General features: G+C 54.7%; 21 protein-coding genes, 2 tRNA genes and 1 other annotated feature. Of the genes, 19 read left to right on the forward strand and 4 right to left on the reverse strand.

Annotated features, from left to right (window positions below):
- Positions 1-4: 4 nt before the first annotated feature.
- The 12 genes from WG219_10060 (at position 5) to WG219_10115 (ending at position 15,878) form a co-directional block, all read left to right on the forward strand.
- Positions 5-1,216 (forward strand): DUF1983 domain-containing protein, encoded by a 1,212-nt coding sequence (locus WG219_10060; GenBank protein ID WXL27765.1) that lies wholly within the window; start codon positions 5-7, stop codon positions 1,214-1,216.
- The gene (locus tag WG219_10065; GenBank protein WXL27766.1) at positions 1,213-1,560 is read left to right on the forward strand and encodes a hypothetical protein; all 348 of its coding nucleotides are present in this window, start codon (positions 1,213-1,215) and stop codon (positions 1,558-1,560) included. The genes WG219_10060 and WG219_10065 overlap by 4 nt, the downstream gene beginning before the upstream one ends.
- Complete coding sequence (locus WG219_10070; protein WXL27767.1) at positions 1,557-2,411, forward strand: hypothetical protein; 855 nt, start codon at positions 1,557-1,559, stop codon at positions 2,409-2,411. Before WG219_10065 ends, WG219_10070 begins: the two co-directional genes overlap by 4 nt.
- Positions 2,412-2,451: 40 nt before the next feature.
- On the forward strand, positions 2,452-2,922 hold the full coding sequence (locus WG219_10075; protein ID WXL27768.1) for a hypothetical protein: 471 nt from the start codon (positions 2,452-2,454) through the stop codon (positions 2,920-2,922).
- Positions 2,919-3,581 (forward strand): hypothetical protein, encoded by a 663-nt coding sequence (locus WG219_10080; protein WXL27769.1) that lies wholly within the window; start codon positions 2,919-2,921, stop codon positions 3,579-3,581. The genes WG219_10075 and WG219_10080 overlap by 4 nt, the downstream gene beginning before the upstream one ends.
- Complete coding sequence (locus WG219_10085; protein ID WXL27770.1) at positions 3,581-4,015, forward strand: hypothetical protein; 435 nt, start codon at positions 3,581-3,583, stop codon at positions 4,013-4,015. Before WG219_10080 ends, WG219_10085 begins: the two co-directional genes overlap by 1 nt.
- A 27-nt stretch (positions 4,016-4,042) precedes the next feature.
- Positions 4,043-4,273, forward strand: a complete 231-nt coding sequence (locus WG219_10090; protein WXL27771.1) for a hypothetical protein — start codon at positions 4,043-4,045, stop codon at positions 4,271-4,273.
- A gap of 10 nt (positions 4,274-4,283) precedes the next feature.
- The gene (locus WG219_10095) at positions 4,284-5,504 is read left to right on the forward strand and encodes a hypothetical protein (protein ID WXL27772.1); all 1,221 of its coding nucleotides are present in this window, start codon (positions 4,284-4,286) and stop codon (positions 5,502-5,504) included.
- Positions 5,505-5,540: 36 nt separating this feature from the next.
- Positions 5,541-13,106 (forward strand): LPD38 domain-containing protein, encoded by a 7,566-nt coding sequence (locus WG219_10100; GenBank protein ID WXL27773.1) that lies wholly within the window; start codon positions 5,541-5,543, stop codon positions 13,104-13,106.
- A gap of 3 nt (positions 13,107-13,109) precedes the next feature.
- Positions 13,110-13,565 (forward strand): hypothetical protein, encoded by a 456-nt coding sequence (locus WG219_10105; protein ID WXL27774.1) that lies wholly within the window; start codon positions 13,110-13,112, stop codon positions 13,563-13,565.
- A gap of 73 nt (positions 13,566-13,638) precedes the next feature.
- Positions 13,639-14,861, forward strand: a protein-coding gene (locus WG219_10110) for an IS3 family transposase (GenBank protein WXL27775.1) whose coding sequence is annotated in 2 segments (ribosomal slippage) — positions 13,639-13,924 and positions 13,924-14,861 — 1,224 coding nt in all. Because the reading frame shifts where the segments join, the coding sequence is not laid out codon by codon here.
- Positions 13,917-14,033: a sequence feature (AL1L pseudoknot), on the forward strand. Its footprint overlaps the gene before it by 117 nt.
- Positions 14,862-14,933: 72 nt before the next feature.
- Entirely contained in the window at positions 14,934-15,878 is a 945-nt protein-coding gene (locus WG219_10115) for a toll/interleukin-1 receptor domain-containing protein (protein WXL27776.1), read from the forward strand.
- A gap of 226 nt (positions 15,879-16,104) precedes the next feature.
- On the opposite strand, the gene WG219_10120 is transcribed toward WG219_10115, so the two are convergent.
- From WG219_10120 to WG219_10130, 3 genes are all read right to left on the reverse strand, one after another.
- Entirely contained in the window at positions 16,105-16,992 is an 888-nt protein-coding gene (locus WG219_10120; protein WXL27777.1) for a BRO family protein, read from the reverse strand.
- Between the two features lie 342 nt (positions 16,993-17,334).
- Complete coding sequence (locus tag WG219_10125; protein ID WXL27778.1) at positions 17,335-17,562, reverse strand: hypothetical protein; 228 nt, start codon at positions 17,560-17,562, stop codon at positions 17,335-17,337.
- Entirely contained in the window at positions 17,563-17,901 is a 339-nt protein-coding gene (locus tag WG219_10130) for a hypothetical protein (protein ID WXL27779.1), read from the reverse strand.
- Between the two features lie 740 nt (positions 17,902-18,641).
- Between WG219_10130 and galU the strand changes: the two genes are divergently transcribed.
- The 3 genes from galU (at position 18,642) to WG219_10145 (ending at position 21,605) form a co-directional block, all read left to right on the forward strand.
- Positions 18,642-19,481 (forward strand): UTP--glucose-1-phosphate uridylyltransferase GalU, encoded by an 840-nt coding sequence (gene galU / locus WG219_10135; protein ID WXL27780.1) that lies wholly within the window; start codon positions 18,642-18,644, stop codon positions 19,479-19,481.
- A gap of 134 nt (positions 19,482-19,615) precedes the next feature.
- Positions 19,616-20,977, forward strand: a complete 1,362-nt coding sequence (gorA, locus tag WG219_10140; protein WXL27781.1) for a glutathione-disulfide reductase — start codon at positions 19,616-19,618, stop codon at positions 20,975-20,977.
- A 4-nt stretch (positions 20,978-20,981) separates the two neighbouring features.
- Positions 20,982-21,605 carry a trimeric intracellular cation channel family protein gene (locus tag WG219_10145; GenBank protein ID WXL27782.1) on the forward strand — a complete coding sequence of 208 codons (624 nt, stop codon included), beginning with the start codon at positions 20,982-20,984 and terminating at the stop codon, positions 21,603-21,605.
- Between the two features lie 44 nt (positions 21,606-21,649).
- On the opposite strand, the gene rdgC is transcribed toward WG219_10145, so the two are convergent.
- Positions 21,650-22,570, reverse strand: coding sequence for a recombination-associated protein RdgC (gene rdgC / locus WG219_10150; GenBank protein WXL27783.1), 921 nt, complete (start codon positions 22,568-22,570; stop codon positions 21,650-21,652).
- A gap of 255 nt (positions 22,571-22,825) precedes the next feature.
- Here rdgC and WG219_10155 point away from each other — a divergent pair.
- The 4 genes from WG219_10155 to WG219_10170 all read left to right on the forward strand — a co-directional run bounded on the left by WG219_10155 (position 22,826) and on the right by WG219_10170 (position 24,675).
- A tRNA-Val gene (locus WG219_10155) sits at positions 22,826-22,901 on the forward strand.
- Positions 22,902-22,918: 17 nt separating this feature from the next.
- Positions 22,919-22,995 (forward strand) — tRNA-Asp (locus WG219_10160).
- A gap of 176 nt (positions 22,996-23,171) precedes the next feature.
- Positions 23,172-23,876, forward strand: coding sequence for an FKBP-type peptidyl-prolyl cis-trans isomerase (locus WG219_10165; protein ID WXL27784.1), 705 nt, complete (start codon positions 23,172-23,174; stop codon positions 23,874-23,876).
- A 370-nt stretch (positions 23,877-24,246) separates the two neighbouring features.
- The gene (locus WG219_10170) at positions 24,247-24,675 is read left to right on the forward strand and encodes a DUF1232 domain-containing protein (GenBank protein WXL27785.1); all 429 of its coding nucleotides are present in this window, start codon (positions 24,247-24,249) and stop codon (positions 24,673-24,675) included.
- The last annotated feature ends 52 nt before the right edge of the window (positions 24,676-24,727 follow it).

The raw sequence follows: 24,727 nt of genomic DNA on the forward strand, positions 1-24,727 counted from the left end.
ACCTATGACAAACAAGAGAACTACGCTACCGCCGCTGCCGCCTGGAGTTCCGTCCGAGCTTCGCCCGCTTTTCCAGGCACTTAAGGAAATTATCGAAACTGGCGAGGGTATGAGGGGCGACAAGCTTGATCGCAAGCTGACCGTGGGCGATATGCTGGATGGCGGTTTGGCCAAGCTGCGCATCCCTGGGAACCCAGATGGTGGACTGATCCCAAGTACACCGCTTCCGGACATGTCGATGCCGCCTGCACCGACTGGATTTTCAGCAGATGGTAGCTTTTTTGGCATGGTGCATCTGAGCTGGGATACGCCACAGGAAATCTACAACAACCATGCATTTACCAATATCTATCGCTCCGAGGTCGATAACATCGGACAGGCCAAGATCATTGGCCGGGAAGCGGGGATGTTCTACAGCGACAAGGTGCGTGACGACGTCGTGAGCGTCGACAATCCTCTGGACATGCCAGGCTTCTTCTACTGGGTTTCTTTCACAAGCACCTCAAATGTTGAGGGACCACCGAATTCGCCCAATGGCACATTCGCCAAGCCACTGCCTGACGCTAAGTATTTATTGGGCCAGCTGTCTGGCCAACTGGGTGAGTCCGAGCTTGAGCAAGCGCTGCGCAGTCGCTTGGACGGTTTTGGATCAAGTATTCAGCAACAAGCCGAAGCCGTTAAGGGATTGTCGGCTCAGTTCACTCTCAAACTGGACGTGAATGGCTATGTCTCAGGCTTCGGTGCAGCCAATGATGGTAAGACAGCCGACTTTGCAGTACTAGCTGACCGGTTTTGGATTGCAAGGCCAGGAGCTAAAAGCTCAGCAGTGAAGCCGTTTATGGTGGTCGATGGAAAGGTGTACATCGACAGTGCATTTATCCGCGAGGCCTCTATTCAAGAGGGGCAACTGGGACCAATCACGTTCGGCAAGTTATTCGATGCTACAGGTAGGCCGGTCACCACTCTGGCGGGGAAGTTGCGAGCAGACATGCTTGATGTTGATAGCTTAAGGGTCGGTGATGCCAATATTGCGGGCGTTCTCAAGTCCAGCCAGACAGGGGCGAACGGGCGACCACGCTGGGCTCTAGACAAGAATGGTGGTCTGGAGTTGAACAGTGCCGGTACAAGTGGCCGGATGGAGGTACGTGAGAACGTCATCAAGGTATTTGATGGAAACGGCGTTAAGCGGGTACAGCTAGGGAACTTGACCGTATGAGCTACGGGCTGCTCATTCGTGATGCAACTGGCCGAGAGATCATCAATTCCGAAACGTTTACCGTTCGGCAGGTCGACACCATTGTGCTGTCGGGGGGCATTACGTCCGAGGTTTTGCGTTTCCAAGCTGTGAATGCTGCCGCCGGCATGTTCGCTGTAGCCGCTCCGGCAACTGAGCTCATGTCAACATGGATCTACGACGGTCGCTACGGTGCTCAGGGGCACTTCGTGGGAACCGACATTCCGGCGATCAGGGTTGGTGACGGTTTTATCGAGCTTTTTCCTCCTATGTGGGGTGGCACATATATGCGTGACGTCATCATTTATTTGTTCGCCAATTTATGAGCGACTACTACGGATTCTTTGCTCGCGGTGAAGCGGGCAATTTGATCATAGGCCCGGACCACCCGGTACTGGCCCGGTATTTCGGCGGTGACATCAAGGTTACCCACTTACCGGCAACCCCATACAGCGACCAAGGCATTGCGTCTTGCCTGATAAGTTATGGCCGTGCCTTCACCACGTTGCACCCGCCTATGGTCTTTGGCGTTCCAAACTTGTACTACAAGGGTGGGGCAGTCGGACGCTTCTCACATATCGGTAGACCAGGCGCTTGGACAGGCTTTCGCGTCATCTTCATTACGTCGATTCGTTACACGCATGACACGTTCAACTACATATATGCCGCGCAGATCGGTCAACATACCGGCTGGAGCTATAGGGTTTGCGGCTTTGAAGCTCCTCAGAGCGGTGATGAGTACGGCATGCGCGTCTGGGATGGGAAGGGTAAGTTGGTATTCGACAGCGGCTGGCCGATCACTCCGTTCCGGGGGTTGCTGAAAAACTGGCAGCAGGCCGAGGGCGGTTATTACACGCCAGGTGCCTACTGGGGTTCCAGTTTCTGGAACTCTACAAGCATTGATGATGCTGATCGCTACGGCCTTTATCGGCATGCCTGGGGAGCGAGGGATGGCGATATGGGCATTCTATTGTCTCAGCTTTGCACGATGGTGGTGATGGCCGACACGGGTGATAAAAACACTCAAATCAAGACGATACCAATGATCGGCTTCGAGGGGGTGGACCGCGCTAATATCAGCTGCTCACTTGCATACGGGACAATCCAGCATGCTGGTACGGCAGGCCCGGCGCTCAATAACTTCGGCCTTCTGACTGCCGATTTCAGTCGCACATAACACTTGCTAGTCTAGGTTTACTCATTGTCGGGAGACAACGATGCCACGTCCTGAGGAGCGCGAGTTTCTTCAACATGTTCTGCAACAGCAGCCCGCGCCAATTCTGTTCTGCGAAACGCTGTTTCGCATCTCTCAAACCCTTGACGATCTGATAGACCGGGATCGCCCTGTATCCGACGACATGATTTACGCCGCCTTCTGGGAGGCGCTGATTGAGTTGCCGGCGAATCCCTTTTACCGCACACATGAGCCCTATCTGCGCCCGTTAATGGCCGCTGCGTTGCAGGACTGGCGTGACAGCGTGAGGCTTGAGCGTAGCGGCGATTATCACTGCCAGACTCTGGCGTTTGTGTTGCGTGATCAACTTACCAGTTTGGTGGTGCAGTGCGCGTATCTGGTGGGTGGCAAGGGCTGGATGCAGCAGGTGTCGGAAGACGTGCGCATGCACTTCCACGAAGACTCTCTGCAAGGCTACATCGACGGCCTCGACAAAGGGAGGGCTTCAGCATGAGTGGTGGTGGAGGCGGTAAAGCCGACAATACAATCAAGGACACCCCTGAGCAGCGCTATGCCGCACAAGTAGCGGCTGAGAAGTGGAACTACGCCCAACAAGTGTTGGCACCGCTTGAGGACGAATATATGCGTCGGGTCGATGACCTCGACTCCCCAGAGCGCATGAGTTATCTGCGTGGGGTTACGACCCAGGCCTCGCAGGCACAGCTCAGCAAAGGGCTTGCTGATATTGGCGACCAGTTGGGGCAAGGGGGGATCAACCCGAACAGCGGTCGCTGGAGCGGCACGATGGATGATTTCGCTGGAGAAAGTGCGCAGCAGGGCGGCGAGACCATGGGGCGTGCGCAGTTTCAGCAGACAACGGAGAAGATCCGAGGCTTGCAGAATGTCGTCGCCATTGGGTCAGGTCAGTCAGGTCAGGCGCAGAGCGGGCTCAGTGATATCGCTTCTCAGTCGGCTGCCGACGCTCGCCAGGATTCTGCGACGGCGTTTAACCGTCGTTCTGCCAATTTGCAGTTGCTCGGGGGGATCGCCGGTGCGGGAGCTAACTTCGCCATGGCCAAGTTGAGCACTCCAAACGGAAATGGGGTTGGACTGAACATGCAGGGCCAGACACAGCCTCTGACCAATAACCCGGTCTACGTGAGGAACATGTAATGGCAAGCATCTTAATAGATGCCAATAAGGCATTTCAGGGGGATCAGGGCGCTTCTGACGTACTTGGCCAGTTGTATCGCGCACAGTGGGACGACTGGAAAACACGGTTTCGCCCTTACATCGACCAGCTGGCAGACATTGCAAACTCATCAACCTTCGCACGACAGCAGGGTGAAATGGCTTCTGCGGCTGTTAATACCAGCTACGCAAACACCAGTGAGGCGCTGAAGATGCAGCGTGCTGGTATGGGATTGCAGCTTACGCCAGCACAGAGTGCGGTGGAGCAACGCAAACTCTCGCTGGGACGCGCTGCTGATTCGGCCGCGGCCTTCAATCAGGCATCCATTTCGGCCCGAGACCTTCAGGACAACATCCTCGCCGGTGGGATGGGGCTTTCCAACATCCCGAATACCGGGCAAGTACAGCAGGGGTAAGAGGCTATGGGATATGGATTACTCGGTTTGAAGCAAGAAATGGAAGGCGAAGCGCTCCAGGGCTTGAAGGAACTGGGCCAACAACAGCAGCAGAACAAGTTTGCGCAGGAACAGCAGCAACAAGCGCAAAAAACTCAGCGTAAGCAGTCGCAGGTAGGTATGGCAACAACTGGTGCCATGATGGGCGCTCAGGCCGGCGGCCCATGGGGGGCGGCTATTGGCGGAGCTGTCGGTCTGCTAGCTGGCTCGTTTATGTAAGGGGACGATGATGAGCGGACTTGATACGCGCGGTGCTTGGGATGGTTTCCGTGAAGGCTTCCAGTTGATGGATAACTACCGAGCGCGTCAGGAGGCGCAGCAGAACGCTGATGAGCAGATAGCCATGCAGCAACGCGGCCTAAATATGCGCGAGCGTGAAATGCTGGAGCAGAGAGGCCTTGCAGAGCGACGTTTCGGCTTGGACGAGCGGCAACTTAGCCAACAACAGAACCAGTTTGATCAGCGCCATGCTCTGGACGAGCGGCAGATGGATATTTCCAGCAAGCAGTTCGATCGGCAGATGCGTGCTGATAATCGGAGGTTCAGTCTTCAGGAACGAGAGTTGGGTATGCGGCAGCAGGAGCGCAACGATGAGCGAGACATGCAAATCTTGCGCGCCGGTTACGGGAAGATTGCTGAAGGGCAAGAGCTGGGGGACGATGAGGTTGAAACCTTCAAGCGCTATCCATGGCTGTCACCTGCGCATGTGGCGGATCCACGCATGGAGGCTGCGGTGAAACGGGCTGGCGAGGTGTTGGACCCGAACAACCCGGCTGATGCTAACGATCCAGAGTCGCTAGAAGCGATCAACTACATGTTTGGGCCGAACGTCCAGCGTGGTGATGGTGGGAGGAAGCGCATTGTCGGTGTCTATCCAGGCCAGAGACCCGGCACCATCGCCTTTGAACTCGAAGTAATTGGCGCGGATGGCAAGACGTATAACGCTCCCATGACCAAAAGTCGGAGTAGCGCCGATGATGACGAAGTGCTGCAAGTGCCGATAGAAAATTTGGTTAATCGCGTAGCAGGCTACAAATCTCTACAGGGAGTACTGCAATCGTCCGGTGGACGAGAACGTGCCGTAGCCCTTGGGCAGCGCTTAGGATTCGTCAACCAATTCGACGACAAGGAAGCTCCTGCCGACGTGAAAACGGCGAGATGGTTGGTCAATTCAGGTGCAGCTCCGGATGTCCAGTCAGCCTGGTCGATGGTGCGTGGTGCGCGCGGTAAGAACCGTCAGGACTTCGCTCTGGATTATGCAAAGATGATCAGCAGCAACCAGGACCCATTGGCCGAATCGCGAGTATCGAGCGATCAGGCATTTCAAGCAGGCCTAGAGATGTTTGACCGTCTGAACGGGCCTCAGCAGCAAAGAGCACCGGCATCCGCTGCACAGCAACGAGCCGCCCCAGACGCCGATAACGAGATCCGTGCGCTGGGCCTCTGGTAACTGCTGAACACATTCCATCACTGCCGGGAGGCAACGATGACGAATAACGGCCAACCCCGCCGCTGGGCGGATGTGGCAGCCAGCGAGCCATTCCGCTCCTTGGCCCCAGAGCGCCAAGAGCGCGCTCGTCAACTTTACTTTCAGGATGTGGTGCTGCCTCGCGTGCCGGCTGGCATGGAGGGGCGGGCGCGTGAGTTGTACGACCAAGACACGCTAGGCTCCATTACGCAGCCAATCGAGGCCCAGGGCGAACTGGGGGCCACGGACTTTGCTAAGGAGGCCGGTGCTGGCCTGCTAAAGGGCACCGGTGCTGTCGTCAGTGGTCTGGGCGATATGATCCGACCAGAAGACTCTGGGTTGTCAGATACGCTACCTGATGGCACCAAACTACCAGAGCCGTGGAGCATACGAGAGACTGTGGCCAATGTGGTCGACCCGGCCGCGCGTGCCGTAGGGGGCTGGCTGGACGAGAAGGGGCAGGCTGTCGCAGATAGTAAAAGTCAGCCCGCCAAAGACGCTCTTGCGAAGAGCACGCCGTCCGGAGATGTTCTGGATCCCGAGACTTGGAGCATGGGCGAAGCCCCGAGTCTGGCGGGTTACGGTTTACAGATGGCGGGTCTGCTTGGGCAGTTCGCACCGCAGGCTGGTGTGATGCTCGCAACTCGCGGAAAGGCCGAGGCACCGGCCATGATGGCCGTGGGTGGTCTACAGTCCGGCGGTTCCGCTGCCAACGAAGTTGAGCAGCGTATTACCGATACTTCTGACTTAGACCTGTTGGCTAATTCGTCAGTGTATCGAGAGATGCGTAGCCAAGGCGCGACGGAAGAAGAAGCAAGACAGAAGCTCTCCATCTTAGCGCGTGATGGAGCTTTCGATGGCGCGGCGCCAGTCGGTGCTGCTGGTGGCCTGGCTACCCAGTTTGCCCTTGGGCCACTGCAACGCATTGTTGGCGGCGGGGTAGGCCGACGTCTGGGATATGGCCTTGCTATAGACGCGCCAACAGAAGGTTTGCAAGAGGTCGCCGAGTCTGTAGCGGCGAGGGCTTCGACTAACAAGGCCATCGGCGAGCAGCGCAGTCTGACCGAAGACACCTTTGCCGACGCTGTACTGGGCGCTATTGGTGGAGCAGGCCATGCCACGCTCGGTGCCGCATTGGGTGAGGGTAAAACACAGCGGCACCAGGCTCAGGGTCGCGCGGATGCAGAGTTCGAGGCCACACCCGAGCCGTTGGCTCTGCCTGCCCCAGGGGTATCTTCACTACCAGCGCCTGAGAAAGTGTTTTATGGCGATGCTCAGGGCAACCTGCAAGACATCGGCCCTGTGCGGAATGTGGATGGCGAGCGGCAGCCGGACCAGCAGGCTCGCAGTTGGGTCAATCCGAAGCACGATCCGGCCAACATGGGCGGTGGCTCGGGTATGGACCAGCAGGCGCCGACAGCCACGTCTCGTGATCGTAGCCAGATCGAGCTTCTGCACAAGCCAAACGGCAAACCGTTCGACGCACCTAAGGGGGCCGAAGCAAGCAAGGCATTTCGCGAGGCTCGAGCTGCTGGTCGGCAGCCTCGAGTTGTCCCTGTGGATGGTGGCTATGCGATCCAGGTGCAGCAGGATCTGGTAAGTCAGGCGATGCGCCCACTGGACATAAAAGCCAACGAGGCAGCTACCTCGCCGACCAACGATCTGCCGTCACCGTCAGCGGCTCAGATCGAAGCGGGTAACTACAAGAAGGGGAAGGTGCGGGTACACGGACTGGAGCTGTCGATTGAGAATCCGCGTGGCTCCGAGCGTAGCGGTAAGCGTCCGGACGGCAGCGAATGGCGCCATACCATGAGCGATCACTATGGCTATATCCGACGCACCACTGGTACCGACGGTGAGCAGGTGGATGTCTATTTGGGGCCGCAGGCAGAGAGCGATCAGGTGTTCGTTGTTGATCAGCTCAACCAGCAAGACGGTAGTTTCGATGAACACAAGGTAATGCTCGGTTTCCCTGACGAGGAGTCGGCCGTAGCCGCGTACCGTAGCAACTTTGACGCCGACTGGCAGATGGGCAAGGTCTCGGCTATGCCCGTGGCCGAGTTCAAGGAGTGGCTGAAGGGCGGAGACCTGGCGAAACCGGTGGCGGCAACAGAAGAAGAGGGCTCACCGGTTCCGCAGCCCTTTGCCGAGACTGTCCCGAAAGACAAGATCGTGGATTTCGGCGAGAAGATCGGCGGAGCCCGTAAGGACCGGGCGGTTTCTACTGGCCCGCGTCCTGCCCGTGCAGGTGACAGTGATGCCCGCCCTGCATGGGCTCGCCGTTTCGATATTTCGCAGGTGGTTAGCAGTGCTAATCCAGCAGAGGTTGGACGCTGGGAGGTGCGCGATAGCCGCAGCAAGGATTGGATGAAGCGGTCCAGAAGGGTAGGAAGCTATGCCACGCGAGAGGAAGCTGAACAAGCTGTGCCATTGATTGCAGTGGCCCGCAAACATCGTGTTGTGTCGCAGCGCCAGGGCGACGGTGATGGTTTTGAAATCTGGCGAACCATCAATGATCACAAGCAGGTGAAGGTCGTCGACCAGGTATTTCCGACTCGGTTGGAGGCCATGGAGTACATGGCTTCCAATGCGCAGCGGATCATTGAGACCAACACAACCTTTGGTGAGGCCGACCTGCCGCGCCCTGAAAGTGCTCAGCGCATTGGCGCTGCTCGCCGTGATGGGCCAGTTAAGGACAGCGCATTTACCGACACCTTCGGTTTTCGTGGGGTTGAGTTCGGTAATTGGAATAATCAGGAAGAGCGGCAGCAACTGCTCGATGATGCCTACGATGGCTTGCTGGACTTGGCTGAAGTGATGGGCATTCCACCGAAGGCGATCAGCCTTAACGGCGAACTGGCGCTTGCATTCGGTGCCCGTGGCCATGGACTGAGCGGTGCCCGTGCACACTACGAACCAGCGAAGGCCGTTATCAATCTAACCAAAATGAACGGTGCTGGGTCCCTGGCGCATGAGTGGTTCCACGCGCTTGACCATTATTTCGGTCGGCAGGACGGAAAGGCCTCTGCCGAGTGGGTGGTAGACAAGGACGGCACACGCTCCTTGAAGACTTCCGGATCGTTTGAGACTGAGGGAGCTAGCTCTGGTTTTCGCAGGTCTGGCTCCGGTGTGCGCTTGGAAGTGCGCCAGGCTTACACCACGCTGATGGACACCATGCAGCGTAAGGCTGAGCAGTACGTTGAGGACACTGCGCGGGCCGACTCTTTTGTAGCCCGCTCCCGCAAGGAGGTAGCCGACCGGTTAGCGCGTCTGCGTACGGATCTGGCTGAGCAGAAGAACCCGCAATACTCGAAGCGCCATAACAGGCCAGCTAGCGCCGAACAGTTGGCAGAATTCGATACTGTGGCCCAGCAGATTATTGATGGTGTGCAACTGGAGACTGATCTGCGCTCGACTAAGCCTGACGCGAAGTTGACGCGCCGCAATGCTCTCAGCGGCATGCGCTGGACTAACGATGCACTGGAACAGATCAGCTCAATCTATAAGGCCGTGCGGGGTCGCAGTGGATTCAATGCCGACAATAATGGGGAGCTTGATCGCCTGCGAGGTGTCATGTCTGGTTACTCGTCGCGTCTAAAGATGCTGGCCGATGCACAAGATGGCAGTACGAAAACCAAGCAACTACCGACGCGCTTTGCCATGGACGCCAAGGAGCTGGACCAGGGCCGTGGCACCAACTACTGGACTACCCCGCACGAGATGGCGGCGCGTGCCTTCCAAGGTTACGTCGAGGATATGATTGCGGAGCGAGGCAATAGCAGTCCGTTCTTGAACTACGGCCCGGAAAACGCAGGAATTATTACGCCTTGGGGCTGGAAACGGCCGTTCCCAGCAGGAGAGGAACGCAAGGCGATCAATGAGGCTTTTAGCAAGCTGGTCGATGTCATCGAGACTCGTGAAACCGAGGAAGGGGTACAACTATACCGCCAGGATTCCGAGGAGCCGGACACAACCGAACAGGGCGCAAAGGTCTCAGCTGAGCAGTTGCGTGACGCCCTGAAGGTTTCTCCGGAACTTGCTGGCGTTGAGGTTGTGCAAGACTTTGATGACTTACCACTATCGACCCGTACCCGTGCCAAGCGTGATGGTGTAGCCCCACAGGACTTACGCGGTGTGCGCAGTTCCGGAAAAACGTACGTGGTCGCAGGTAACCACGTCAGCGTGGCCGATGCTATCTACACCGCAGTGCATGAAGAGGTCGGGCACCGTGGTATTCATGGCCTGCTGGGCGACGAACTGGACGCCACTATGGAGCGCCTTTACTCCAGCCAGCAGTCTACGGCCAAGGGCCGGCAACGCATTGGACAGATCCGAGACGCCTATGCATCTGTGCTGATGCGGTTGGATCCTAAACAGCAGCGACTGCTGGTGGCTCAGGAGATAGTGGCGCACCTGCTTGAGGACGGTGACCGGCCAACCATGTTGCAGCGGGTGCTGTCGAAGATCCGCGAGCTGCTGCGCAAGATGTTTCCACAAGTGCCTTGGACCTACACCGATATCTTGGCTTTGGGCGAGCAATCGCGGGCTTGGTTGCGCCAGCAGAACGGCAAGCAGGACGTCGATAGCGCGGTGCTGTATTCGCGCCGGGGCTGGTCCGAGGAGTTCCCGGATGCTGTGCTGGCGCATCCACTCAGCTTCCTGAACAACCACCCGGACTACGAGGCGGCCAAACCTGGCGATGATGCCGCCGCGCTGCGTGTAGCCCGCGACGCCGTGACCCCCGCGTTCGTGGAGCAGGTGCGTAGGCTGATTCCGAAAGACAGCGAGCCGCGAATCGTGCCGGTTTTGGCAGTTGAAGGTGCTGGCAAGAACCGAATTCCGCTGATGGCAGCGGAGGTGCTAGCTCAGCGCTTAGGACTGAAGGTTGAGGCAGAGCTGATGCAGCAACAGAAGATCGGCCGTACCAGGGCCAGCGCTTTGGAGCGCATCGCAAAGCAGCCAACCTTCGCCGGCAAGGTGGTGGCTGGAGACTTCCTGATCCTCGATGACACCCTGACTCAGGGCGGCACCCTGGCGCAGCTGAAGACCCATATCGAGGACAGCGGTGGTCGGGTAGTCGGGGCCGTCTCCTTGACCGGCAAGAACTACTCCCGCAAGCTATCGCTTGATCCATCCACTCTGGCGGAAGTCCGTGACAAATACGGCAGCATCGAATCCTGGTGGCGTGACACCTTCGGCTACAGCTTCGAAGGCCTCACCCAATCTGAAGCTCGAACACTCCTCACGTTCGACAAGGGACAGTTATCGCCTGAGCGACTCCGAGATCGAATCACTGCGGCGCGAGATGAAGGCCTCTTCCGAGTGGGCCAAGAAGCAACTAGCAATAGACCCGGAACTGAAGCACCTGTAGATCCCGGCGAGAACCTTTACTCGCTGTTTGGCGTCCGCCGACCACACATTAGTGATGCCCATCCCGACCTCAATGCTGACGAGCAGGACGCATTGCGCAAGATTGCGCCGCGTACAGTTCACCAACGCGCCGTTGACTGGTACCGAGAGCACACTGACCGCCTAATGACCAAGCTCCGTCGGGGGGTGGTCGACAAATATGCTGCACTCAAAGACATGGACGAGGCGCTGAGCGGCAGCGATTTTCTTGATTCCTCGATCACATCCAGCGCCTGGGTACTGGCCCGAATGGCACCGTCTGCTGTTGGTGCGCTCAATGCCATGATGCACAACGGTCGTATCATTCTTGACCAGCAGCAGAAGGTCATTGGCATGCGCGATGACGGCAGCCTGGGGCTGGGTGAAGTGTTTTCACGCTTAGGGGATGCCTCTGAGATTGAGCGCTTCATGGGCTGGATAGCTGGCAACCGTGCCGCCAAGTTGGCCGCAGAAGGGCGTGAAAATCTGTTCGATGCCAAGGACATTGCTGCCCTGAAAGGTATTAATCGTGGCACCACCGCCGATGGCCGCAACCGTTCCAAGGTCTATGACGAGGTATTCCGCGAGTTCCAGCAGTACCGCGATGACGTACTGGCCATCGCTGAACAGACCGGCATCATAAGCTCGGAGAACCGTGCCATTTGGCGGGACGAGTTCTATGTACCGTTCTATCGGGTGATGGACGAGGAGGCCAAGGCAACCGGCCCGCGTGCGGCCAAGGGGCTGAGTCGGCAGGAGGCGTACAAGAAACTGAAGGGGGGTAAGCAGAACCTCAATGATCTGCTGGAAAATACTCTGATGAACTTCCATCACCTGCTGACCGCTAGCCTGAAGAACCAGGCTGCCCAGCAAGCTCTTACTAACGCCAAGCAGCTGGGTATTGCCAAGGTTGTTCCGGAGGCGGCACGCGATCCAAAGACGTCTACCTTTGTGCTCAAAGGCGGCGATCGGGTGTTCTACCAGGTGGATGACGCGCTGGTATTTGAGGCGCTCACTTCGCTGGCAGACCCAGGCCTCAACAACTTCGCGGTGCGCGCGATGGCCATGTTCAAGAGGGTCTTCACTAACATGACCACCATTACGCCTCAGTTCATTTTGGCCAACTTCCTGCGCGACTCAGTCCAGGCCGCCGCCACCACACCGGTTAGCAAAAACGTGGCCGCTAACATGTTTCAAGGCATCAAAAGCTTCCGCGACGAGAAAACCCGTGCCCAGATGTTGGCCAGTGGCGGTGCATTTAGCTTCGGGCACATATATGGCTCCGACCCTGAAGAGGTAAAGGCTGGTCTGCGTCGGGGGCTACGTGGCGCTAAGTTGGTAGACGGACCGAAGTTGGTTCCGAAGTTATTGGCTGCTGGGTGGGATGCTTATAACTCATTCGCAAACTCTGCCGAGAACGCGAACCGTGCAGCAGCCTACCAGCAGAACCATGATAAGGGCGCGTTACGAGCCTCTTATGAGGCTCGCGACTTAATGGACTTCAGTCAAGAAGGTGCTTGGCCGGCAGTGCGCTTCCTGATCCGGGTTGTTCCGTTCCTAAATGCTCGATTGCAGGGATTGGACAAACTGTACCGGTCTGGCGTCAAACCTGCTGTGCTCACTGCCTTCGGAAAGGGAACGGCCAGCGACCGACAAGCTGCTGCCCGTTTCGGCTTAGTAACCGGTGCCCTAGCCATGGCCAGCATGCTGCTCTACTTGTCCAACCACGACGACGAGGAATACCGGAAGCTTGAGGATTGGCAGAAGGATAGCTACTGGTTCTTCCGCATCGGTGATCAGGCGTTTTTCATCCCGAAGCCTTTCGAGGTAGGTGCTGTGTCGACCCTGACCGAGCGTCTGGCTGAGCAAGTTGTGGATGACAAGGCCAGTGGCAGGCTATTCCGAGCGCGTCTTTGGGCGATGGTTACGCAAACCTTCGCCTTCTCTCCCGTGCCACAAGCGTTCCAGCCTTCGCTCGACGTGTACTCCAACAAGGATGCTTTCACCGGTCGGCCTATTGAGAGTGCGGGTATGGAAAGGATGAGCCCGACATTACGAGCTAGGGCCAGTACCACAGCTCCTGCGCACATGATCTCAGAGGCAACCTCGATTCTGGGTGACGACTTAACATTATCGCCTTTACAGGCTGACCACCTGATTCAGGGATATTTGGGGCAGGATATTTGGGGCAGGTAGGGGTTGGGGGCTGGCATTATCGACACAATCTGGCGCACAGCCAAAGGTGAGGAGGAACCGGCTAAGCGCTGGCACGAGTACCAGCCAATCCGGCGCTTCTACAAGGATCTGGGTGCACCGGCGTCGTATGACCGCTACAGCACGCTGTTTTACGAGGGGCTAAAGGAATCGGGGCGGGTCTATGCCGACGTGAAGCGTCTGCAAGAGCTGGGGCGAGTGAATGAAGCAAGGGAGTTGATAGGCGAGAAACGCGGCATCTTGGCCATGCGCAAGCCGCTGGGCCAATTGCAGCGACAGTTGAGCGTGATAAACGCCCGGATGGACGTCGTGCGGCTCAGTGCATGGGGCGGGGAGAGGAAACGGAGGGAATTAGACCGCCTGCAAGTAATCAAGAGTCGATTGTTAGAATTCACAGGAAAGCGCCTAGAAACTATTCAGATGGTTGAACGGAAGAGTTAAAGTAAGTATTAATAAACCCTCAATGAATCGCCCCGGGTTTCGTGGAGGCCTCAACTCTTGAGAAGATGAGGCCATGAAAAAGACTACGACCTACTCCCCTGAAGTCCGTGAACGTGCCGTGCGCATGGTTCTGGAACACCTGAACGACTACCCCTCCGAGTGGGCCGCCATTGAAGCCATCGCGCCGAAGATTGGCTGTGCAGCGCAAACGTTGCATGGCTGGATTCGCCGCCATCAGACCGACGCAGGCCAGCGTCCAGGCCCGACCACCGAAGAGCGCGAACGCATCAAGGCGTTGGAGCGGGAGAACCGGGAATTGCGCAAGGCCAATGAAATTCTGCGTCTGGCCAGTGCGTATTTTGCCCAGGCGGAGCTCGACCGCCGCACCAAGTCCTGAGGGCTTTTGTCGATCAGTACCGTGACCGTCTCGGGGTCGAGTCGATCTGCCGTGTCTTGCAGATCGCCCCGTCCGGTTACCGCAGACATGCGGCCCAACTGCGCAATCCGGCACTGCGTTGTTGCCGTGCTCAGCGCGATGAGGCGTTGAGCTTGGAGATCCAGCGCGTGTGGGATACCAACATGCAGTGCTATGGCGCGGTGAAGGTTTGGAAGCAGTTACTGCGAGAGGGCCTCAAGGTCGCCAGATGTACGGTGGAGCGGCTAATGCGGCGAGCTGGGTTGCAGGGAATTAGGCGTGGCCAGGTTGTACGGACGACGGTGGCCGGCGACAAGTCGCTGTGTCCGCTGGATCGTGTCCAACGCCAGTTCCATGCTGAGCGTCCGAACCAGCTGTGGGTGTCGGATTTCACCTATGTCTCGACCTGGCAAGGCTGGCTGTACGTGGCGTTCGTGATTGACGTCTTTGCACGGCGCATCGTCGGCTGGCGAGTCAGTACCAGCATGAAGACCGACTTCGTGCTGGATGCCCTGGAGCAAGCGCTGTACGCCCGACAGCCACATCGTATGGGTGGCCTGATTCACCATAGCGACCGTGGCAGTCAGTACGTCTCGATCCGCTATACCGAGCGGCTGGCAGAGGCCGGCATTGAGCCTTCGGTTGGCAGCAAGGGCGACAGCTACGACAACGCCTTGGCCGAGACTATCAACGGGCTGTACAAGGCTGAACTGATTTACCGGCAGTCATGGAAGAGTCGTGAAGCTGTTGAGATGGCGACCTTGAAATGGGTGCACTGGTACAACCACCAGCGGCTGTTGAGCTCAATCGGGTATATCCCGCCTGCGGAGGCTGAGGCAAACTTCCACCAGCAACAAGCAAGTCAGGCCATGGCGGCCTGACTTAAACGAAACGGCCTCCACGAAACCCGGGGCGATTCACAAGAATATTAAAAACTCTGCCAGAGAATCCATATGGAAAACGCTCCAAAGGTGTTTGTCAGTCATGCAAGTGAAGATAAAGAGCGCTTTGTCATGGACTTTGCACATAAGCTTAGGTCCAATGGGGTTGACGCTTGGCTTGATAAGTGGGAGATGAAGCCAGGAGATAGTTTGATTACAAAGATATTTGAGGAAGGCATAAAAAATGCCAAGGCGGTGATTGTTGTTCTTTCCAGATATAGTGTTGAAAAACCATGGGTTAAGCATGAACTAGATGCCGCTTGTGTGAAACGGATAAATAGTGGCAGCAAATTGATTCCAGTTGTTATTGATGACTGTGAAGTACCTGAAGTATTGCAGGCAACACTTTGGGAAAAAATCAGTGATACTTCTTCATATCAACAGAATTTTGATCGAATTCTCGCTTCAATCTTTGGCGCTTCTGACAAACCCGCCTTGGGGGCTCCTCCTTCCTTTGTTTCGAGTTTTGGTATAGGAGTAGGGACGTTCAATAATGTAGATAGCTTTGTTTGTAAGTCAGCCTGTGAGTTTGCCCTTAGGTCTGGTTCAAAACAAATCGAGCTTGCGGCATTCTGTAATGATGATGGGTTTATAGTTCCTGAAGGTGAGCTAAAAAACTCGATTGAGTATCTAGGTGAGTACGGGACGTTTGAACTTAAGCATCACCTCGGGGGAGGCTTTCCTTTAATATTTATATCTGATTCAGGATTTGAGCTGTATGCTCGTGAGCATGTGGAGAACTATAGTAGTGTTTTTCAATCAGTAGTTTCACATATAGTGAATAATCATCTTTTGATGCTTTCGCATATTAAGAGCAAGCTCGATGTCAATCCGTTTTTGATTGAGCATATAATAAGAATTCTTGAGGGGGCAGGCGAAATCAAGGTTTCTTGGTTTCTAAGTGGGGACTGTTCTATCGACTGGGTTTCTCAATCTTTACGCAGGTCTCTTAGATAGTTATTGACGTCTACCGGTGCCCGAATAAATTCTGTGAAGGCTAAGCCGCTAAATGGAAGCACGGGCACTTTCACCATGACTGCAATAGCTAGAGGATGCCGATATGGCTGATCAATTGCAGCCCTGTGTTTCAGATATAGGCAGTGCGTGCGGACGGTGTAGATGCACTGCTAACAAGAACAGTTTCGGCATGAGGGGGGAAGCCCCCTCAACCTTGTTAGCAGTGTCAAATTGCGTACCTCTGAGGCGAGGCTGATTCTTTTTGAAGTGCAGATATAGCTGAAAGAAGTCGTTCCACCTCAGTGCGATACGTCCGCACCTCCCACCAAGCCGCATCTACGTTATATCCATTGCGGGCAAGTTCTGCCAACACCAGTTCGCAGGGCGAGCTGTAGGGACACAGATCTTTAAGGGTTAAGTCAAGGTAGTGTCCGTACGGCTGGCGAGTGATGAGCATATCTGGCCGGCGAATCGTCAGGAACTCCAGTGGGTAATCGACATTGAGCCGAGGGAGGGCTATGGGAACCTTATTGGATATCCATTCACCTTCATAGACATTGTAAGACGCTATGAAATTACGAGCTGCATCCAGCTGGGATGACGGAATGTCCTTCGCTCTGATCACGCAGAAAGCGCGGTGCACCTGTTGCCACAAATGGTTTTTCGCAGCCCGCTTGGCCCCACCTTTTAAGTTGCGCAGTTTGCCATCCAGAACGGCTGCCAGACAGTTGAAACCGGTAGCGCCGATAGTTTGGTCAACACTGGCGAGGCTCTTGCTGGGTGACACGGCGTAGAAGCCATATTTACGAATCGCCGGGAGGATTTCGGCAGTGACCCACCTTTTAAAACGCTTGGCTTCAGTTTTCCGGCTACGCAGAATAGCTGTGTAAAGACCTGATTCGTTAATGACCAGCATTTCCTGATCGCCGCCGGGGGTACGCACAATCTGCGTACCCTTTTCGTCGTCATCCAGATTACGAGTCATGTCACCTGCGATTCGATACTTCAAGGCAGATGAAACGTCGGAAGCCACAAACCAAGGCTGTTCGTCGATTAGCAAGGTGCGGATTACACGAGCATCAAATTGGAATAGTAGTACTTGAGTTGTATGCATGATTGCTCTCCATAGCTTGAGGCGTTGGTCACAGCTGCGGTTAACGAACTGTATTCAGGCTGTCCGGCTGGGGGCTATGGAACCCGGTACATCGAAGGTTTCTCGTTTACAGCGGCATATAACAGGCACGAAAAACTCTGTCCCGGTTTGTCCTACATAGATCTACAGACGACCAGGCCCGGCCGCTGAATTGTGAGCGGCTCCATCAGGTAACTCTGAGAGAGAGACTGGCGTCAATTTTTCGGCATGAGCGGCTGCATCGTTCAGTGAGTTGGGCAGCAAGTACTGATAGGGGGATTGCTAGTGAGGATGTATGGCATAGCAGTGGGATCATCAGTACCACTACCGACTGTTGCGCCCAGCCTGAAAACAGATCAGTGCAATGGCACCGAAAAGAAGCATTGGCACTTTCACCAGGATCGCGATAGCCATGCAGAACAGTGGGATGCCTGCCAGGCTGATCAATAGCCAGCCCTGTATTGTCTGCCAGTGCTTGGGCATTTGGGTCATCACCAAACCGCCCAGAAAGAGGAGGCCGGTCACCCCAGCCCCGAACTCGAGCAATGTCATTTAATAGCAGCCGTATTGATTGCAACTGGACTGGTAGGAGTTGCCGTCGGAGTCGGTGCCGCTGTTGTAGGTAGTGTCGCCAATGCGCGTGCTGGTGCCGTTCCAGCTGCCGCCTCCGGCCGAGGTGCCATTATGATAAGTGGTGTTGCCGACGGTGTTGCTGGTCTGATTCCAGGTGGAACCATTGGCACCGTAGCCTTGTACGTTTGTGGTATTGCCGAAGCGCTGGACGTTATAGGTGTTGCCAGCGTTGTCGGTGCAGGTACTGATGCTGTCGGAGCCTACGCAGTTTGCGAAGGCAGGCGAGGTTATACCAGGATCAAGCAGACAAAAGTCCATGTCATGACCGTGCTCCGTGCGGGTAGTGTCGATCGAGTGTAGAGCGCGTGATGACGAAGTGATAGGCCCTCGCATCAGCTCTGGTTTGCCCTTGCGGCTGGTCAGTATTGCTTCTGGAGCTACGAGATGGGGGCCTGAAGCACCGTCTCCGGAGGTCTTGACGGGTTTTCGACCTGCGGCGAGTCAGAGATTACAAGCTCTTCACTCACCGATGTTGCCAGTGCAATCAGGAGTTGGTTTGTTTTTTTCTGCTCTGCAACTAGCTGCTCAAGCAGCTCGCGCTCTGACTCATTCATAGCAATCCCATGCGTTTAGATTGCGCGTAACGTAGCCGTGACGGGATGGGATTGCATTGAGAGAATCCTGATTGATTGCCGATCTGACTACTATGAGCAGGCTTCCGCAATCTTTATTCCCCCCTTGCCAGTGCTGGGCTAGAGAGGAGCGTGTCAACTATTATTGCGGAACGAAAATATACGTAAGTTTTTGTTTTACAAACAAACGCTAAGGGACTTAAAATCCCTCGAGGGTAACCTCGTGCCGGTTCGACCCCGGCTTCGGGCACCATACTTAAGCACCTATTTGTGCTTTAAAAACCGGCTTAAAGCCGGTTTTTTTATGCCTGAGGAACCTGCAGCAGCACTTTTGATCTCATACTCTTGTCGCATCACTCATCAGTTGTAAGGCTTTTTCTGCCTGATAAAATGAGTAAATTTTTTCAATCCTACTCAAGGTCAAACATGATTAAAAAATGCTTGTTCCCAGCAGCTGGCTACGGAACCCGTTTTCTGCCAGCTACTAAGGCTATGCCCAAGGAAATGCTGCCAATCGTGAACAAGCCGTTAATTCAGTACGGCGTGGAAGAGGCGCTTGAGGCGGGGTTGACGGAGATTGCAATGATCACTGGGCGCGGTAAACGTGCGCTTGAGGATCACTTTGACATCAGCTATGAGCTTGAGAACCAAATTCGTAACACTGATAAAGAAAAATACCTCGTCGGTATTCGTCGACTCATTGATGAGTGCAGCTTTTCGTATACCCGCCAAGTTGAAATGAAAGGCCTGGGCCACGCTATTCTTTGTGGTCGGCCACTGATTGGTGATGAGCCGTTCGCCGTGGTGTTGGCGGATGACCTATGCCTGAATCTTGAGGGTGACGCGGTTCTGACTCAAATGGTCAAGCTGTACAACCAGTTCCGCTGCTCAATTGTGGCAATTCAGGAAGTGCCGCCGGAAGAAACTAATAAGTATGGTGTGATCGCTGGTGAGATGATTCGTGAGGACATCTATAGGGTAAACAGCATGGTTGAGAAGCCTAAGCCTGAGGATGCTCCTTCCAACCTAGCGATTATCGGTCGCTATATCCTGACTCCGGATATCTTTGAGCTCATTGAGCAGACCGAGCCAGGTAAAGGCGGAGAGATACAAATCACCGATGCGCTGATGAAGCAAGCTCAGGCTGGTTGCGTCATGGCTTACAAGTTTAAGGGCCGCCGTTTTGACTGTGGTGGCGCAGAGGGTTATATCGAGGCGACCAATTTCTGCTTTGAAAACCTTTACAAAACAGGCAAAGCCTACTGATCCGTTGAGTCAGGCAGGAGCGAACAGCCACCTTCGGGTGGCTGTTTGCATTCAGGTTGCTGCAAGGCTGAGTGTGTCGGAGAGGGTGTTTTGGCAACCTTGGGGTATGCTTGGTTATGGCCGGAGAAATAGAAATGACTTACGACTTTGATCTGTTTGTAATTGGTGCGGGCTCTGGGGGCGTGCGCGCAGCACGCTTTGCAGCAGGTTATGGCGCCCGTGTTGCTGTAGCTGAGAGCCGTTATTTAGGTGGCACATGTGTCAATGTGGGATGCGTACCAAAAAAGCTTTTTGTATACGGTGCGCACTATGCCGAGGATTTCGAGCAGGCACGCGGTTATGGCTGGCAGTTGGCGGAGGGGGGGCGCTTTGACTGGGCAACACTGGTTGCCAATAAGGACAAGGAAATCGCACGGCTCAATGGAATCTACCGCAACCTGCTGGTCAACAGTGGCGTTACCCTGCTTGAAGGGCACGGTCGCATCACTGGCGACCATGAAGTCGAAGTTAGTGGTAAGCGCTACACTGCAAAAAATATCTTGATCGCCACTGGCGGATGGCCTCAGGTACCGGCTATTCCAGGTGCTGACCTGGCTATTACCTCAAACCAGGCTTTCTATCTTAAAGATCTGCCTGACAGGGTTCTCGTAGTGGGTGGTGGCTATATTGCTGTTGAGTTCGCTTCGGTCTTTCATGGATTGGGAGCGCATACGTCGTTGCTGTATCGCGGTGAGTTGTTTTTGCGTGGATTCGATGAGGCAGTCCGGCAACACTTGAGGGATGAACTGCTCAAGCGCGGGATGGATCTGCAGTTCAATACGGATATCACCCGGATTGACAAGCAAGCTGATGGAAGTCTGCTGGCCACGCTTAAAGATGGCAGAACACTAGAGACCGACTGCATCTTCTTTGCGACAGGCCGGAAGCCGATGCTGGATAACCTGGGCCTTGAGAATACAGATGTTGAGTTGGATGAGAGGGGGTTCATTAAGGTCAATGATGAGTATGAAACCTCTACGCCATCGATTCTTGCCATTGGCGATGTTATCGGGCGCGTCCAACTAACGCCTGTTGCTTTGGCTGAAGGAATGGCTGTGGCGCGTAGGCTTTATAAACCTGACGAGTACCGTTTGGTGGATTATCGGATGATCCCGACAGCCGTTTTCAGCTTGCCGAATATCGGTACTGTTGGTTTATCTGAAGAGCAAGCAAGGGAAGATGGCTATTCCATCAAGGTGTACGAGAGCCGATTCCGCGCAATGAAGCTGACCATGACCGACTGCCAAGAACGAACTTTGATGAAGCTGGTGGTCGATGCTTCGACAGACCGGGTTCTGGGATGTCATATGGTCGGGCCGGAAGCGGGGGAGATTATTCAAGGCTTGGCAGTTGCGCTTAAGGCGGGGGCTACCAAACAGATTTTTGACGAAACAATTGGTGTACATCCCACTGCTGCAGAAGAGTTTGTAACGATGCGTACTCCGGTGTCGAACTAAGGAAATGGAGACACTCTTCTATTTAGCCGATCTTTTCGGTGTCGCCGTGTTTGCGATTACGGGAGCACTCATGGCGGGGCGTAAGTCCATGGACTTGTTCGGAGTGCTGGTTATTGCCATCGTCACGGCCTTGGGGGGCGGGACGATGCGCGATCTTATTCTGGATAATCATCCGGTAAGCTGGATTCGCAACGATCTTTATATTTTGGTGGCCTCGGTTGCTGCCATTGGCACTGTATTGTGGGTGCGAATGACTCGGCCAATTCACGAGAAAGGGCTGCTTGTGGCGGATGCATTCGGTCTTGCGGTGTTTACCGTGATTGGTTGTGAGGTGGCATTACAGAACCAGGTTCCATACAGCACCGCAGTGATTATGGGTGTTATGACGGGGGTTGCGGGCGGGGTGATGCGGGATGTGATCTGCAACGAAATTCCCTTGATATTCCAGAAAGAGATCTACGCGACAGCCTGTCTGGTTGGAGCTTTTGTGTTTATCAGCATGCGTGAATTTGCTACGGTTCACTGGCTCGATACCACTGTTGCAATGTTGTCGGTGCTTATCATCCGCCTGGCAGCCATTCACTGGCATATCAGTCTTCCGCGATTCCATCTGCTCGACAGGGATTGATAAGGTAAGGGGCAGAGGGGTTATGCCTCTGCCCGCTAGCGCCGTCAGATGCCTTCTGGGGTGTCCTCACCGCCTAGGGCTTCAAAGAGTGCAGGAAGGAAGTCTACAAGCGTCATCATCATGAGCGTGAAGCTCGCGTCTTGCTGGGCAAGTGCGTCATCACCGCCGTCCTGTTCGGCCTGCTCTTGGAGCAGATCCTCAAAGCGCAGGCGTTTGATGGCCAGCTTGTCATCTAGTACGAAGGATAGTTTGTCCTGCCAGGCAAGAGACAGCTGTGTCACTTGTTTACCGGCACTCATGTGTTGCTGGATTTCATCGCTGGTCAGATCCTGACGTTTGCAGCGTACGACACCGCCATCCTCGTGGGTGTCCCGCAGCTCACACTCATCCAGTACATGGAAATCTGGAGCTGACTGCTGCGTCTTGACCCAGTCGGTGAGGGTCGTAGATGGGGCGATCTTTACTGTCAACGGGCGAACTGGGAGTGAGCCTAATGCTTCACGCAATGTCGATAACAGGTCTTCGGCGCGTTTGTGGCTTGAGCTGTCGACCAGAATAAGGCCTTGCTTAGGCGCAATAGCAGCGAAGGTCGCGGACTTACGGATAAAGGCGCGGGGCAGGAAGGTTTGGACGATGTCATCTTTGATCTGATCGCGTTCCTTTTTGTAGACCTTGCGCATTTGCTCGGCTTCGATTTCGTCGACTTTCTCTTTTAAAGCATCGCGAACCACGCTGCCCGGCAGAATGCGTTCTTCTTTACGCGCAGCTACGAGCAGGAAGTCGCCACTCACATGCACCAGAGGTGCATCTGCACCCTTGCCCAGTGCAGGGATGAAGCCATATGTGCTGAGTTCCTGGCTGGCGCAAGGGCGTGCTTCCTTGGTAGCCAGGGCGCGATCTAGGGTGTCGGCATCAAGAGCAATATCTTGGGTTAGGCGGTAGACCAGCAGGTTGCGAAACCACATATACGCGTGAATCTCCATATAAGCCTGCGCTTAGCAGGGTAGAAAAGGCATCAACGATCTGGTGGAGCAGATAGTGTCTGAACCTGAGATGAAATCACAGTTCATGCCTGTTTAGTTATTAAGATGCATTATTCATCTGCAGGCGCATCAGGCCAAGTGCTGGCTAAGTCTTTGGAATATTTGGTATTTTTTTTGGAAATAGCGCTTGCCAAGCTCGGGCTTGCTCTCTACAATGCGCCCCACTTCGAGAGTGAAGGGTGATTAGCTCAGCCGGGAGAGCATCTGCCTTACAAGCAGAGGGTCGGCGGTTCGATCCCGTCATCACCCACCAATCTCTTTAAGTTACGCGCAGCGGTAGTTCAGTCGGTTAGAATACCGGCCTGTCACGCCGGGGGTCGCGGGTTCGAGTCCCGTCCGCTGCGCCATTTCCCTTCTTTTCCCCTCCTGTGATACATATTCCTCTACCTATCCTTAAGTTCAGCTAAATATTTGAACTTATGCGATTTTTCTTATTCCAAAGCCCATAGCCAGTAAACATAGCGGCCTGTTAAGCTCGTGGTTTTATAACTGTGCCTCAAGGCGTACCGAACAAGGATCAAGCATGAAACAACATCGTTTAGCCGCGGCGGTTGCCCTGGTAGGACTGGTTCTGACTGGTTGTGATTCGCAAACAAGCGAAATCAAACTCGAAACAGCACCTCAGAAAGCCTCCTACGGCATAGGTTTGAACATGGGCAAAAGCCTGGCTCAGGAAGGCATGGATGATCTGGACCCTAAAGCAGTAGCTTTGGGCATCGAAGACGCCATTGGCAAGAAAGAGCAGCGTCTAAAAGATGAAGAGCTGATTGAGGCGTTTGCTTTCCTGCAAAAACGTGCTGAAGAGCGTATGACTGCTATCAGTGAAGAGTCGGCTAAGGCTGGCAAGAAGTTTCTTGAAGAGAACGGCAAGCGCGAAGGTGTTGTGACCACCGAAAGCGGCTTGCAATATGAAGTGATCAAGAAGGCTGATGGTGCGCAGCCTAAACCGTCTGATGTGGTTACCGTTCATTATGAAGGTAAATTGACAGATGGCAGTGTTTTCGACAGCTCCGTCGAGCGCGGTAGCCCAGTCGATCTGCCCGTTGGTGGTGTGATTCCAGGCTGGGTAGAAGGCCTGCAACTCATGCACGTAGGTGAAAAATACAAGCTGTATATCCCGAGCAACCTCGCTTATGGCGAACAGAGCCCTTCACCTGCAATTCCTGCGAACTCGGTGCTGGTTTTTGACCTTGAGTTGATCGGTATCAAAGAGGCTGCGAAAGAGTAACTCTTGCCCTCTTAAAACAATAACGCCCCGCAAGTCGGGGCGTTGTTGTTTTAAGAAAACTGGACTGTACTTTGGTCTGGTTACAGGTGCGGTGGTGTACTGCTGACAGTGTACTGATGTTACTGTTATGCACATTCCCAAGGTCCTAATTTGTTTGTCAGTAGCAGTTTCACTTTTAATTTTTACTGGTTTGTAAGTTACTGAAATATATGGGGTTTTATTGTATGTTCAAAAACTGGTCGATCCGTCTGCAGACCGCATAGTACGGGCTTTTTGCAGCATTGAAGATATTCTGCACACAGGTTTATCCACAGGCTTTGTGGGTAACTGCCGCAAGCCCAGTCTCTGTGCGGGATTGGCAGGAGTCAGCATGAAACCACTCAATAATTTTGCGCGTTACGAGTTCCTGGCGAAACGTTTCCTCAAGACGGGACGGTTACCGTCCTTGCTGATGTCGGTTGCTCGAAAACGAGAGGGTCTTGGTAGCGGTTTCACAGACATAAAAGAGCATCTCAAGTTATTCCAGTCACTCTGCGTCGCTTGGATCAAGGGTGAATACCGGGCCATCAAGCCACAGGCATTTCTTTCAGTGATTGCCGCTCTTTTATATTTCGTATCACCGCTGGATGCTGTTCCAGACTGGTTGCTGGGTGTGGGATTTGTAGATGATTTGGCCGTGCTTGCCTGGGTACTAAAAAAGTGGTCGGGTGAGCTTTCGGCATTTAAGCAATGGCGAGATGCTCAGCCCCCTCAAATTCGGCAAACCTTAGAGCATATTCCCGATTCCCAAACGCCATGAAAGGGGACTGTAGATGGCGTCAGGATTTACTGAGTCCGTTTTTTTGAGTCGG

Origin of the sequence: Pseudomonas mendocina (assembly GCA_037482215.1) — a bacterium.
GTDB lineage: Bacteria > Pseudomonadota > Gammaproteobacteria > Pseudomonadales > Pseudomonadaceae > Aquipseudomonas > Aquipseudomonas mendocina_E.